The sequence below is a fragment of the Bradyrhizobium sp. BRP23 genome, assembly GCF_020194135.1.
Lineage (GTDB): Bacteria > Pseudomonadota > Alphaproteobacteria > Rhizobiales > Xanthobacteraceae > Bradyrhizobium > Bradyrhizobium yuanmingense.
In genome coordinates this window covers 129,685-142,206 of sequence record NZ_JADYVW010000014.1, presented here as the reverse complement: position 1 = coordinate 142,206, position 12,522 = coordinate 129,685, and the positions used below count along the sequence as shown (strand labels likewise).

Below are 12,522 nucleotides of genomic sequence, written 5' to 3'. Positions count from 1 at the left end.
CGCGCCATCTAAGTGTTGCCGGCCGCGTTCAGGCGCGCTCTTACGAACGCCTCGAGATTGCCGCCCTGGAACAAATGGCCGGGAAGTCCGGCAGCCTGCGCGGCCTCGAGGTCGCTCGGCTTGTCGCCGATCACCATGCTGCGCGCCATGTCGATGGGGAAACGCTGCGCCAGGTCGGCGATCATGCCCGGCGCCGGCTTGCGACGGTCGCTGACGCGGCAATAGCGGGCCACGGTTCCCTCGGGATGATCGGGGCAATATTCGAAGGCGTCGATATGCGCGCCGACCAGCGCCATCTGCTCCGCCATCCAGCGGTGCAGGGTGACGACGTGATGCTCCTCGTAATAGCCGCGCGCGACGCCGGATTGATTGGTGATGACGAAGGCGAAATAGCCGGCGTCGTTGACGGTCTTCACGGCCTCGCGTGCCCCGTCGATCCATTCGAGCTTGTGCGTCTCGAATGTGTAGCCGGAATCATGGTTGAGCACGCCGTCGCGATCGAAGAACACGGCGGGACGCCGCAGCTTCTCGCGCAGCTCGCGGTCGGCGCGCGCGAAATCGTCGGGGATGCCGATGTCGATGAAATAGCCGCGATAGGCGGTGCCGCGCAGCTCGCCGCGCGCGGCAAGGCCGGGAAACACGTCCTGTTCGAGGGAGGCGGGAAGCTTCGCGATATCGGCGAGAACGGACTTGTCGACGACGTAGATCCCGGCATTGACCGGCCCCGTGGCGCCCGCACCCGGGGCGATGAAATCGCGCACCACGCCGCCCTCGAGCGCGACGCGCCCGTAGCGGTCCCCGACGACGCCGTCGCGCAATGCCATGTGAATCCGACCGTCCCGCGCACGCGCGATCAGATCAAGCAGGTTGAAGTCGAACAGCGAGTCGCCGTTGAGCAGCAGGAAGCGGTCGTGCAGCAGATCCCGTGCGTTCACGAGCGCGCCGCCGGTGCCGAGCGGCTCGGTTTCGCGCGACACGACGATCTTTGCCCGGCCCCGCGCCGCTCCGGCGTAGTGGCTCTCGACGATGTCGGCCTTGTGGCCGGCAAGCAACAGGATCTCATCGAAGGCCTGATAGCGGGCGAGTTCATCGATCAGCGTGTCGAGAAACGGCCGGCCGCCGATCTCGAGCATCGGCTTCGGCACGGATTTGGTGCGTTCGCCAAGGCGGGTGCCGAGCCCACCGACGAGGATGACGGCTTGTCTCAGCATGATTTGTCCCTCCGATGGCATGAGTGATGCAACACGACGCGCACCAGAGGGGCGATCAGCCTGCAAGTATTTGCAAGCCGCTGATCTCCTTCAGCCGGCTGCAGAATCGTGCGTACGACCGGTTTTGCACCTGTTGCGATCATTTCGTTCACGGTGTCCAGATCGGAGAACAGATAGGCGGCCGGCGCGCCGATGGTCGCCTGGACGATGCCGATCGTATACGGGTCCGAGAGGATGATTCCTTTTCGTAGGTTCTGGCGGAGCCAACTGTGCCGAGCTGGATCAGGAAGAACAGCAAGGTCAGGACAAATGTGATCGTGCACATCGCGAGATCTCTTGGATGGGGCCCGTCGCAGCAGCCGAGAATTGGCGATCTTCAATTTCCTTTCGGCAGGTCAGTCGGGCGGCCAACGATCAGGGAGCCTAGCGTGAACAGATCCTCCGGAGAGAAATTTCGAAAGCGCGGTGCCAACCGTTCCAGGATCTGCTGCTCAGGTGGCCGGCGGTCTGGTTGGTCGCTGAGAAGTTCAAACCCGGCCTCTCTGAACAGCTGCAGATATTCGCTATGGCGCAAACGATTGACGTATTGGAAGCGAGACTGGAAGGGCGCCCAATCCTCGTCGGAATAGGTCAGGAAATTGAATGAGCTGATGGACGGATCGAAGCCTTTGAAGTGGTCGCCGTAGTCGATTTGCATGAGGATAAGCCCGTCAGGGCGCATGATGCGTCGCAACTCCTTCAGGATCGCCGCGATGTCGCTCTTGGGAATGTGCTCGAGCGTTTCGACCGAGACCGCGCAGTCGATCGAACCGGCTGGCAGGCCTGTCGTTCGGGCATCGGCCGGTGCGCGGTAGTCGATGTGCCAGTAACGTTCGAGGTCCTCTACGGACTTCAAGTCGGGGTGGTCGGTCCCGCTCAGTCGAGAAATCACGGCTGCGTTGGCGCGGATCAGTTCCAGCTTGGCCAAGCGCTCGATGTCGACGGTGATGAAACGTCGCGCCCCATGTGCACTGAAGGCGAGAGGAATGATCAGATCCCGCCCGGCGCCGAACTCGTAAAAAGTCGAATCCCGTAACGGTCGGATGCTGTACCTGTCGTGGACGCCCAGCAGCCGCTGCGCAAGCGTATAGATGGACCTGACCTGTCGTTCGGGGCGCGGCAGCCGTCGTGTGACGTAGCGCTGCAGGGCGTAATGCAGGTCTTCGCCCCAGGGAATGTTCGACAATACGGAGAACGCCCGCGCCTTTGTTTGCCAGCGCACGTCAGCATTTCCTCGCCGGAATGGCCACGATCGGAGTGATGCTGACGAGCGGTGGTTGAAGCACGGTGTAGGTCCAAGAAAGGCCGATGTTCTGCCTGTTTGAGGCAGATACCAACTCACATAGCTAGTTTCGGTCATACGGGAGCCGCAGCCCCAATGCAAGGACTGGAGCACAGAGATGGCGGCACTCGTTCCGGTAGCAAGAGCGCCCTCATGTCCAGCGGCCGCTTGGGCGACCAAGGCTTGAGCCTGACGAAAGTCGCGGGTCACCTTTGGTGGATCAGACGGCAGGACGGACCGAGGGCGGCCAGGGCCACAATGGTTCCTCGAGAATTTGGCACAGGAGCCGATTAATCAACCATAGATTGCTTAGTATGATGTCGACCGGGCGCCCCATTCACGGTATGGAGCTTTCCGTTCATATTGTGTCCGGGACAAGAGTACATGCCCATGATCGAGCGTGCGCCCCAAGCTTCAGTCCGTCCGCAGCTTGCGAGGTGGTCCGATGTCGCTATCCGAACAGTACGGAAGCATTGGGTTCTTTCGCTCGCCATCGGAGCCATGTTGTTGGCTGCTCTAGGTTCCCTGGACGTCGGCCGAAAGGTGGAATCCTGGACCGCAAGCGCGACGATTGCACTTGGTACAATGCCCAGCCTTGACGGCCTTCTCGGCCGGTCTGCGATGACCGTCGAACGCGTAGAGAGTGCCCGTGAGCTGGTGACACGGATCGGAGGGATTCAGTTCCAAGACAGTGTACTTGCCGATGCTCGCAAGGCACTTCACGACCGCCGGGGGGCGTTCGCCGGAGCTTCGTTGCGCGGGATCGTCATAGACGATTCCATCATCCGTCTGGAGGCAAGTTCCGCCTCGAAGGAGGAGGCGCTGATCCTGCTTCAACAGGCCGTTGCCGCAATCCAAGCCGTTCATCAGAAATTGCTTGAACCCAGAATGGAATTGTTGCGTTCCGTGCGCGACAGCCTTCAAGATGCAAAGGTGCGCCTGAGCGATTCGCTCAAGAAGGGCGACATATACGTTACTCCGGCTCGGCCGGATGGCACGGCCTTGATGTCGAGCCCCGGGGGCTCAGTTGATGGAATTCTCAACGTCGAAACGCGCATTGCGTTACTGACCTATAGCGAGCGCACTGTGAGGATGACAGGCCTGCAGGATGGATCATCTCCTGTGATGGAAGGCCCCAGGGAGGTCAATCTCGTGCAAAGAGCCATTCTGGCGGGCTTGGGCATCGTCCTTTTCATTGGCCTTTTGACTTTCCTTCTGAAGCGATCGGTCCGCGTAGGGTAGAGCTGGCCATGACCCTTTTGGCTGGTGTCTCGATACTGCTCTTCATCGTTTGGTTGTTGCGCTTCAGATCGACAATTTTCCTGTGCCTCGCCTTTCTTTTGTTTACCTTCGTGTGGCGGACGATCTCCTCGTTCTACATCGATCTCTCGGGGCCAATCCTTTCGTCCCAGCTTCAGCTGTTCATTGGTCCCGGCGTCATGACTGTGTTCCAGTCGATCGCCTATTTTCTGACGCTTCTTCCATTCCTCTGGGTTTTCAATGCGCAGGCGCTGGATGATTGGGCTCGGTCGGCTCCAGTTCCCGAGCCGCATCCGAGCCAATCTCAACTGACTCTGTCGGACGTCACATTCTACGTGTCGGTCCTTTTCTTGATCCTGCTTTTCGGCGCTCTGATACAGGGGGGCGTCATTCCACTGTTCGCCAAGATCGAGCGTTGGACCTTCAACGAGCAGGCCAATTTTCTTCATCGCTTTGTGATCGAGCGAGGCGACATGGTCTGCTTCTGGTGGGGGACCATGTTCGTCGCTGAGTGGTTGCGACGGCGGCGATACGATTATCGCTTTCTGGTTTTGCTGGCTGCAATGATCTTCTACATGTTTCTCGTAGGCGGGCGCTTCTCGCCCTTCTACCGATATTGTGGATTCTTTATCATACCGTTCTCGGCGGCTTTGCTCGTTCAGGCGCGAGGCTTTGCAGGCGGACGTTCGTTAAGCTTGCTGCCTCGGATCGCCGATCGCCGCATCGTGCTGGCGGGCACCGGCATCATAGCGGCGACGGTCGCGATGATTGCATTCGCGCTCTACTGGAATCTGACCAGGGTCAGAGGATACGAAGGAGAGGCCGCGCGGGGCGCTTTCGTGGAGCGCGCTCTCGTGCAGCCGTCAGAGATAGGATGGGCGTCCTATCAGCGTGTTCTGGTCAACGGAGATTGGGATGCACGCCGTGCCTTCGATGCCCTGTTCGGGCGTCCCATCGTTGCGGGACGAAACACGACACCGCAGTTCCTGATGTCCGAAACGATCGGTGAGCCACGGACGACGGAGCACATCACGGGCGGGTTTCAATTCGCAGGTGGATTTCCTGAAATCTTTTTCGAGCTGTTTGGTCCCTATTTGAGCTGGTTCTTTCTGCTGGGAGCCGGCTGGCTCACGGCGCTCATTTCCGCGATCATGATCCGCTCAATCGTTGCCGGGCGATATCTGACGGCAATGCTGTCGTTCTATGTGCTGTATGGCTTCTACGTCATGTACATCGGGGGCATGCTGAACTTTGCGGCGACGCCGACATATTGGATTAAAATTGCCGCGCTGTTCGCCGCGATCATTCTGGAGGAGCGTTGGCAGATGTTGGGCCGTCCCGTTCTCCCGTGGGTGCTCGCCGACAAAACTCGCTTGTTTCGCCGCTCTGCGGTTTCCAAAGTTTAGGAGCTACGTCCGGCGAGCAGCGCAGAGCGGTGTCGCTCTCGTCGTGAGCGGCGCGCCGCGGCTACCACACGCTTCGACCGCCATCCATCACCAGGTTCTGCCCGGTCATGTAGCTCGAGGCATCCGAGCACAGGAACTGCACCGCGGCGCGGTACTCGTCGACCTCGGCCATGCGGCCCATCGGGATCAGGCGCGTCAGTCGCTCGACGAAGGCCGGATCCTGGTTGTTGAAGACCCCGCCCGGCGAGATCGCGTTGACGCGGACGCCGTGATCGGCCCAGTACGTCGCCAGATACTTCGTCAGCCCGATCAAGCCGTGCTTGATCACGGAGTAGGTCACCGGCTTCACCGGCTGCTCCTCCTCGCGCGTCACCTGCGGTTGGCGATAGAGCCGCTGGTCCGGCGCGATCACGCCGAGATCGGAGGCGATGTTGAGGATCACACCGCGGCCCCGCGATGCCATCGCGCCGCCGAACACCTGCGCGCACAGCATCGCGCCGGTGAGGCCCACGGCGATCTCGGTCTGCCATTGCGGTACCGGAAACGCCTCGAAGCGGGAGGAATGCATCACGCCCGGTGCGGAGGTCACCTTGGGATCGATGGCCGCGTTGTTGACGAGGATGTCGACGGAGACGCCGCGGCCGGAAAGCTGCTCGTGCGCAGCGCGCACCGAATCGAGTGTGGTGACGTCGATCGCAAGCGCGATCAGGTCGGCGGACGGCGCATTCTGCTTGAGCGTGGCAACGGCGGCTTCGGCCTGCGCAAGCCCGACGTCGGTCACGACGACGCGCGCCCCCGCCTCGGAGAGCGCGGCGACATGCTGCCGGCCGAGCAGGCCGCCTGCACCGGTCACGAGAGCGGTACGGCCGGTCAGGTCATAGCGTGAGGACGGGCTTGCCATCGGGAGCTCCTGTTCAGCCGCGCAATTGGCCGCCGTCGGCGACCATGACGCTGCCGGTAATGAACGCCGCGCGCGGCGAGGCGAGGAATGCGACGAGGTCGGCGACCTCTTCCGGCTTGCCGAGCCGGCGCAGCGCCACCTCGCGAACAAGCATGTCCTCGACCGCGGCCCTGTTCTCGGCGAGCTTGCGCGCCCAGGTGCCGTCGGCGGCGAGGATGTTGCCGGGCGCGACCGCATTGATGCGGATGCCTTCGAGCGCCAGCGGGCGTGCCAGCCCGCGCACGGTGGCGTTCAGCGCCGCCTTCGCGGCATAGTAGGTGACGGGTGCGCCCAGCGCCGCCATGCCGGCGATCGAGGAGATACAGACGATCGACCGGTCGCCGCTGCCGCGCGCCATCAGCGGCCGTGCGGCCTCGATCATGTTGGTCGTGGCGAAGAAATTGAGATCCATCACCCGCGACCATTCCGCTGCATTCTCCTGCCCGGGCGGCACGGAAGCGCCGCTGCCGACGTTGCAAACGAGAATGTCGAGGCGTCCCCACTGCCGTTCGACCTCGTTCAGCAGCCCCGCTGCGGCAGCCGGATCGGTGACATCGGCCACGTGAACCGACGTGCTGCCGCCCACCGTAGCCCGCGCGGCATCGAGCGCATCTGCGCCGCGCGCCGCGAGCGCGACCCTGGCGCCTTCTGCGGCGAGCGTCGTCGCGATCGCGAGCCCGATGCCGCGGCTGGCGCCGGTGACGAGCGCGACGCGATCATCCAGCTCGAGCCTCATCGCGCGGCATCCTCGATCCAGCGAACCGTCATGTCGCGATATGTCGCCAGCGCGCCGGCGTGATCGCCGTCGCCGGCCCGCGCAGTTTGCAGGATGTACTGTCCCTTGTAGCCTGAGTGTTCGATCAGCCGGATCGTCTTGGCGAGATCAGCGTTGCCGGTGCCGAGCGGCACGGTGGTGCCGCCGCGCACGCGGTCCTTGACATGGACGTTGAGAATGCGGGGCGCGTAGGCCTCGATCTCCTCGGCGCTGTCGTAGCCCAGCGAGGCGCTGTTGCCGCTGTCGTAGTTGATGCCGAAGACCTCCGCCGGAAACGCCTCCATGAAGCGGGCGAGGTCGCGCGGCGGCAGATCGGACTCGAAGACGATCTTGACGTTCTGTCTCACGAGCTGCTCGCGGCGGGCGATCAGCACCCGCTTGAGCGTGTCGCTCTCGCTCTCGCGCTCGATCTTGCCGTTGTCGACCAGCGGGACCACGATGAACGCGATGCCGATGCGGCTGCAGGCGGCAATCAGGAGATCGAGATCGTTGACGAGGGCATCGCGCACGACCGCATCGACCTTCCAGAACGGCGCTTGCATGAAGCAATCGCCGGTCAGGCTCGGGATGCGCACGCCATTTTCGCGTGCCAGCGTCAGAATCTCCTGTTGTCCCGGCTCGGTCATCAGCGGGTTCTCGCGCAGCCGCTCCTGGTCGATGGTCCATTCCATCCGCGTCAGGCCGAGCGCCTTGGCGCGGGGAAATTCCTCGCGCCATTCGTTCCACGGGAACGCCTGGATCTTGCCGTCGACCAGGGCCGACAGGCGTCCCTGCATGAAGCCGATGCGTTCGAGCGTTGCGGTCACGATGTGCTATCCGAACTGATGGCGAGGCCCTTGGCGATCCAGCCGCCGTCGACAAAGATCTCCTGGCCGGTCACATAGGCGGAGGCTTCCGACGCGAGAAAGACGGCGGCACCCACCATGTCGGCGGGTTGCCCCCAGCGGCCGAGCATGGTGTGGCGGCGCCGATCCTCGTGCATGACGGGGTCGGCATAGCTCTTCGCGGTCATCTCGGTCGCGACGTAGCCCGGCGCAAGTGCGTTGACGCGGATGCCGTCCGGTGCGTAGTCGGCGGCGAGTGCGCGGGTCAAGCCGGCAAGCCCCGCCTTTGCCGCGACGTAACCGGGATTGCCGGGAAAGCCACGCACCGAATTGATGCTGGTGACGTTGACGATCGCCGCCGAGCCCGCGTTCTTCAGGAGCGGATAGGCGGCGAGGATGGTGGCGTAGACGCCGGTGAGATCGGTTGCGACCGTGGCACGGAAGCGTGCGAGCTCGCTTTCGCCGCCTTGGGCCGGAAGACTGATGCCGGCGGCGTTCACGAGTGCGTCGATCCGATTGCCTTTTGCCGCAATGGCGCGGAATGCGCCTTCGATCGCGCTGTCGTCGGAGAGGTCGCAGGCCATGGCGGTGACGCCCTGCGGCGCGGTTCCGGACCGGCTGAGGCCGAACACGGTGGCTCCGGCATCCTTGAGGCCGCTCGCGATCGCCGCGCCAATGCCGCGCGAGGCGCCGGTGACCACCGCGATCTTGCCTGCGAGCGAGAAGGCGCTGAGATCAGGCATAGCCGTAACTGCGCATGATGGCGGCGCAAAGCTTGACGTCCTCGGGCCGGTCGATCTGGAACATCTTGTGACGATCCATGACGTGGAAGCCGATCTTGCCGCCGAGACGATTGTTCTGCTCGCGCAGGAGGGATGGGATCAGGACGTAGAACGAGCCGTTCTCGAGGTAGCGCTTCTCGATCTGCTGGCGCATGCGGCGGTTGCGATAGTCGTAATTGATCGGCTCCGGGCCGTTCGCGCCGATCCGCCAGTTGAAGTAGTCCTCGACCTCGCAAACCGACAGCAGGCTGTCGAGATGGTCGCGATCGAAGGTCTCAAGTGCGTTCTCGATGTCGCCGGGCTCGCGGATCGGCGATGTGGCCTGAAGCGCGACCACGCGCTCGAACCGGCCCAGTCGCGCCTCGGTCGCATCGAGGGCATGCAGCCAGGCGGATTCGGAGGAGGCGAGGTCGCCCGAAATGTCGTCCGGACGCCGCACGCCGACGGCGCCGGCGGCCTCGGCCGCGGCGAGGATCGCCTCGCTGTCCGACGAGACCGCCACGACGTCGACGCCGCGCGCCGCGCGGGCCTGTTCGACCGTCCAGGCGATCAGGGGCTTGCCGCAGAGATCGAGCAGGTTCTTGTGCGGGATGCCCTTGGAGCCGCCGCGCGCGGCGATCACGGCCAGCGTCTTGCGCGCCATCAGATGTGTCCCTCCAGACGCTCGAGCGCGGTCCAGAAGCCTTCGCCCATGTTCTTGTGACCCTGCCATATTTCGGGAATGAACGATGCCGTCGGTGCATGCTTGCGCAACACCTGTCCGATCTCGTCGAAATCGATCTCGCCTTCGCCGATCTGAAGACCTTCGCCGTCGAGGCCCTTGGCGTCGCCGAAATGCAGATGCGCGGTGTGCGGCCCGAGCTGGGCGAGGCCCTGCGCGAAGTCGAAGCCGAAATGATTGGCGGCGAGCTTGGTGTGGGAGATATCGACGCACATGCGCAAATCATGCTTGGCGCAGAACGCGGCCGATTCCTCCGGGAAGATGAAGATGTTCTGGTGGCGCTGGCCGCCGAAATGCCAGGGAAACGGCGCCATGGTCTGCGGCGTCAGCTCGACACCCTCCATGTCGAGCTCGGTCAAGCTCTGCGCAAAGATGCGGTAGCGCTCGGCTTTCTCCTCCGGCGGCAGCGGCTCGTCCATGGTGAAGCCGCCGATATTGGCGACGATGGGCGGACGCTTGGTCTTGGGGAAGAATTTCTTCAGGCCGCGGGTGATGTCGATCACCGCCTGAGTCTGCTCCAGCGAGTAGCGCCGCAGCGCCTCGTCGGGCGTTGCGAGGTCCATCAGCTTGGAGCCGGCAAACAGCTCCGGCGCATGCACCACGAAACCGAGATCATAGGTGCCCGACAGATAGGCCGCCGGATCGCGCTCCATGTCGCTGTAGCTGAGATGGAATTCGATGATGTCGGGCTCGCAGATTTCCAAGAAGCGTTCGGTATCGTGATAGCGCACCGGCACGCCCCAGGGGCGGTCGAAGTGGTAGCGCCGCGCCTTCGCGGCGCCTTCATTGAGGTCGCTCTGGAAGAAATAGTCGTCGGCCGCCATCGTTCGCGTCAGCTTGCGGCCGAGCAGCGCCGGCATCTTCAGCGGCGACAGGCCCTGTCCCGGGCTCTTCACGGCGATGTCGCTTTCGGAGATCACGGTGCCGGCCGACAGGTCGCGCGCGGCCACCAGGCTCTTGGCGAGGTTTTCGCGGTTGATCAGCTCACCCTGGCTCAGCGCGCGCTCGGCGAGCTTCTCGCCGCGGGCCGCTTCCACCTCGCGAATGCCGGAGACGAGTGCCTTGAATTCCTCCGGCTCGAGACTTGCGGCATGGTCCGGACCTTCCATCTCGCGATCGAGCGTGATGTGGCGTTCGATGACGACGGCGCCGAGCGCGACGGCGGCCGTCGAAACGGCAATGCCGCGCTCGTGGCCGGAATAGCCGACGACCGGATGGATCTCGCGCAGCGTTTCCATGAAACGCAAATGAATGTTGTGGAGCGCGGCCGGGTAGGTGCTCTGGCAATGCAGCAGCACGTAGCTGGCATTCCGGTCGTCGAGGAACTTCGCCGCGGCCTTGATCTCGTCCGTCGTGCTCATGCCGGTCGAGACGATCAACGTCTTGCCGGTGGCGGTGAGGCGGGCGAGCAGCGGCAGATTGGTGAGGTCGGCGGACGCGACCTTGTAGGCCTCCACGCCGAAGCCTTCGAGCACGGCGACGCTCTTGGCGTCCCAGGGCGTGCAGAGGTACTCGATGCCCTTGGCTGCGCAATATTCGGCGATCTTCTTCTGCTGTGCGGTCGGCAGCTCGAAGCGGCGCAGAAGATCGAGCGTATATTCGACGGCGAGGTCGTCGTCTTTCCCGGACAGGCTCGAGGCGCGATAGACCTCGTCGAGCTTGCGCATCTGGAATTTGGCGCAATCGGCTCCGGCGGCGACCGCGGCATCGACCAGCGCAATGGCGCGGTCGAAGTCGCCATTATGGTTGTTGCCGATCTCGGCGATGACGTAGCAGGGTTCGCCATCGCCCAGAAGACGGTTGCCGATGCGGACCGGAGCAGGCTGTTTGGGCGATGTCATCAACATTCTCGTCTCATATGCGTCATGCTAGCTGGGTGGGAACACGGGACTTCCACGTCCGCAGCCCGTTCTCCTCGAACATGATGCGCGAACAGCTGTGCCCCTGCTGTTCCAGCGCCGCGATCAGCTGATAGCGCTCGAACGGGCGGACGAAGAACATGAAGTAACCGCCGCCGCCCGCGCCAAGCAACTTGCCGCCGACCGCGCCATGCTGCTTGGCAAAATCATAGATCGCGTCGATCGCGTCCGACGAGATCTTGGAGCTCAGCTTCCGCTTGGCGTGCCAGGCCTCGTCGATCAGCCGGCCGCATTCCAGCAGTTGACCGCGCAGCAGATGCCGCCTGATTTCGCGCGTCACTTCCTTCTGCTTGGCAGCTGCGGCCACCGCGTCGCTGGTCTCGTGCTGAGCCTTCTGGTCGCGATGAATGGCGCCGGAATCGCGCCCCGAGCCGACGTAGCAGAGCACCAGGCTCTCCTCGAGCTCGGCGATGATGTTGGGATCGAGGCGAAGCGGCACGATGGTGTTCTGGTCGGAGAAGAATTCCATGTGATTGAATCCGCCGAACACGGTGGCGTACTGATCCTGCCAGCCGCCGGGGATGTTGAGCATCAGCCGCTCGGCCTGGAAGGCCATCTCCGCGATCTCGTGGCGGTCCCACTGGTCGCTGCGAAATTCGTTGAAGCAGCCGATGATCGCCGACGAAACCACCGCGGAGCCGCCGAGGCCGGAACCGACCGGGAAGTCGGCGGACACTTCGAGCTCGAAGCCGTAAGTCGGCTTGATCAGGCGCACGACCGACTTGATCAGTGCGAGATCTCCGCCCGTTCCGAGCTCGGTGAGATTGTCGGCCTCGACCGTGCGGCGGAAGTCGTGCGAGTAGATACGGATGCTGGGATCGCTCCGGCGCCGCAACGTCGCGTGAGCGTACATCTTGATCGTGGCGCTGATGACCGCGCCGCCGTCATTCGCCACGAAGTAGTGCGTCAGGTCGGTGCCGCCGCCGGAGAAGCTGATCCGCACCGGCGAGCGGGCGCGCGCGAACACCTCGCTCTCTTCCGACAGGTTGAACAGTTCGCGGCTGAACACGTCGACCAGCCGTCCCTCGCCATCGAGGATCGGCACGACGTGGACGCGCTGGTCGAGCAGCTTGAGGATCTGCTCGCGTGGCCCGCCGGTCGGTGCCCAGACGAATTTGCGGTTGATGCAGGACACAACCCGGTCTTGGATCGTGATACCGGTGAGCATGCGCCTGCGGATGTCGCCGTCCGTTACGGCGCCGACGATTCGCCCACTCGCGTCTTGCGCGAACAGGATGCCGAGCATGTTCGCGTTCAGGCGCCGGAAGGCTTCCTCAATGGTCTCCGTCTCGGCGATCGTGACGAGGGTTCGGTCAAGCACGTTTGGGGTCCAGAAAGGGCCGATTCCGGCCATATCGCAGCG

Annotated in this window: 12 protein-coding genes; 2 read left to right on the top strand and 10 right to left on the bottom strand. The window is 63.5% G+C overall.

Features of this window, described 5'->3' with window-relative positions; all coding sequences use genetic code 11:
• Positions 1 to 8: 8 nt before the first annotated feature.
• From I6F24_RS30220 to I6F24_RS30210, 3 genes are read right to left on the bottom strand one after another with little or no spacing between them, the layout of a single operon-like run.
• Positions 9 to 1,211, bottom strand: coding sequence for an HAD-IIIA family hydrolase (locus I6F24_RS30220; RefSeq protein WP_225150600.1), 1,203 nt, complete (start codon positions 1,209 to 1,211; stop codon positions 9 to 11).
• On the bottom strand, positions 1,205 to 1,591 hold the full coding sequence (locus I6F24_RS30215; protein ID WP_225150601.1) for a hypothetical protein: 387 nt from the start codon (positions 1,589 to 1,591) through the stop codon (positions 1,205 to 1,207). Before I6F24_RS30215 ends, I6F24_RS30220 begins: the two co-directional genes overlap by 7 nt.
• A complete protein-coding gene (locus tag I6F24_RS30210) occupies positions 1,588 to 2,472 on the bottom strand; it encodes a class I SAM-dependent methyltransferase (RefSeq protein WP_057028706.1) in 885 nt (294 codons plus the stop codon). The genes I6F24_RS30215 and I6F24_RS30210 overlap by 4 nt, the downstream gene beginning before the upstream one ends.
• 444 nt (positions 2,473 to 2,916) lie before the next feature.
• On the opposite strand from I6F24_RS30210, the gene I6F24_RS30205 reads away from it, so the two are divergent.
• Complete coding sequence (locus I6F24_RS30205) at positions 2,917 to 3,774, top strand: hypothetical protein (RefSeq protein ID WP_157784013.1); 858 nt, start codon at positions 2,917 to 2,919, stop codon at positions 3,772 to 3,774.
• Between the two features lie 8 nt (positions 3,775 to 3,782).
• Positions 3,783 to 5,198: a DUF6418 domain-containing protein gene (locus tag I6F24_RS30200; protein ID WP_225150602.1), complete on the top strand. Its 1,416-nt coding sequence runs from the start codon at positions 3,783 to 3,785 to the stop codon at positions 5,196 to 5,198.
• 61 nt (positions 5,199 to 5,259) lie between these two features.
• Here I6F24_RS30200 and I6F24_RS30195 read toward each other — a convergent pair whose 3' ends face one another.
• The 7 genes from I6F24_RS30195 to I6F24_RS30165 are packed head-to-tail and all read right to left on the bottom strand — an operon-like array spanning position 5,260 to position 12,480.
• Positions 5,260 to 6,099 carry an SDR family oxidoreductase gene (locus I6F24_RS30195; protein ID WP_225150603.1) on the bottom strand — a complete coding sequence of 280 codons (840 nt, stop codon included), beginning with the start codon at positions 6,097 to 6,099 and terminating at the stop codon, positions 5,260 to 5,262.
• Positions 6,100 to 6,112: 13 nt separating this feature from the next.
• A complete protein-coding gene (locus tag I6F24_RS30190) occupies positions 6,113 to 6,874 on the bottom strand; it encodes an SDR family NAD(P)-dependent oxidoreductase (protein ID WP_036029860.1) in 762 nt (253 codons plus the stop codon).
• Positions 6,871 to 7,719 carry a TIM barrel protein gene (locus tag I6F24_RS30185; RefSeq protein ID WP_225150604.1) on the bottom strand — a complete coding sequence of 283 codons (849 nt, stop codon included), beginning with the start codon at positions 7,717 to 7,719 and terminating at the stop codon, positions 6,871 to 6,873. The genes I6F24_RS30190 and I6F24_RS30185 overlap by 4 nt, the downstream gene beginning before the upstream one ends.
• Positions 7,716 to 8,480, bottom strand: a complete 765-nt coding sequence (locus tag I6F24_RS30180) for an SDR family oxidoreductase (RefSeq protein WP_225150605.1) — start codon at positions 8,478 to 8,480, stop codon at positions 7,716 to 7,718. Before I6F24_RS30180 ends, I6F24_RS30185 begins: the two co-directional genes overlap by 4 nt.
• Positions 8,473 to 9,162, bottom strand: a complete 690-nt coding sequence (locus I6F24_RS30175; RefSeq protein ID WP_036007390.1) for an acylneuraminate cytidylyltransferase family protein — start codon at positions 9,160 to 9,162, stop codon at positions 8,473 to 8,475. Before I6F24_RS30175 ends, I6F24_RS30180 begins: the two co-directional genes overlap by 8 nt.
• Positions 9,162 to 11,081: an N-acetylneuraminate synthase family protein gene (locus I6F24_RS30170; RefSeq protein ID WP_225150607.1), complete on the bottom strand. Its 1,920-nt coding sequence runs from the start codon at positions 11,079 to 11,081 to the stop codon at positions 9,162 to 9,164. Before I6F24_RS30170 ends, I6F24_RS30175 begins: the two co-directional genes overlap by 1 nt.
• A 22-nt stretch (positions 11,082 to 11,103) precedes the next feature.
• Entirely contained in the window at positions 11,104 to 12,480 is a 1,377-nt protein-coding gene (locus tag I6F24_RS30165) for a CBS domain-containing protein (protein WP_225150609.1), read from the bottom strand.
• Between the last annotated feature and the right edge of the window lie 42 nt (positions 12,481 to 12,522).

What these genes read in the sequence shown, in the direction of transcription:
- I6F24_RS30195 (WP_225150603.1), bottom strand. Translation starts at nt 6,099, where the DNA reads ATGGCAAGCCCGTCCTCACGCTATGACCTGACCGGCCGTACCGCTCTC.
- I6F24_RS30175 (WP_036007390.1), bottom strand. Translation starts at nt 9,162, where the DNA reads ATGGCGCGCAAGACGCTGGCCGTGATCGCCGCGCGCGGCGGCTCCAAG.
- I6F24_RS30205 (WP_157784013.1), top strand. Translation starts at nt 2,917, where the DNA reads ATGCCCATGATCGAGCGTGCGCCCCAAGCTTCAGTCCGTCCGCAGCTT.
- I6F24_RS30200 (WP_225150602.1), top strand. Translation starts at nt 3,783, where the DNA reads ATGACCCTTTTGGCTGGTGTCTCGATACTGCTCTTCATCGTTTGGTTG.
- I6F24_RS30190 (WP_036029860.1), bottom strand. Translation starts at nt 6,874, where the DNA reads ATGAGGCTCGAGCTGGATGATCGCGTCGCGCTCGTCACCGGCGCCAGC.
- I6F24_RS30180 (WP_225150605.1), bottom strand. Translation starts at nt 8,480, where the DNA reads ATGCCTGATCTCAGCGCCTTCTCGCTCGCAGGCAAGATCGCGGTGGTC.
- I6F24_RS30170 (WP_225150607.1), bottom strand. Translation starts at nt 11,081, where the DNA reads ATGACATCGCCCAAACAGCCTGCTCCGGTCCGCATCGGCAACCGTCTT.
- I6F24_RS30220 (WP_225150600.1), bottom strand. Translation starts at nt 1,211, where the DNA reads ATGCTGAGACAAGCCGTCATCCTCGTCGGTGGGCTCGGCACCCGCCTT.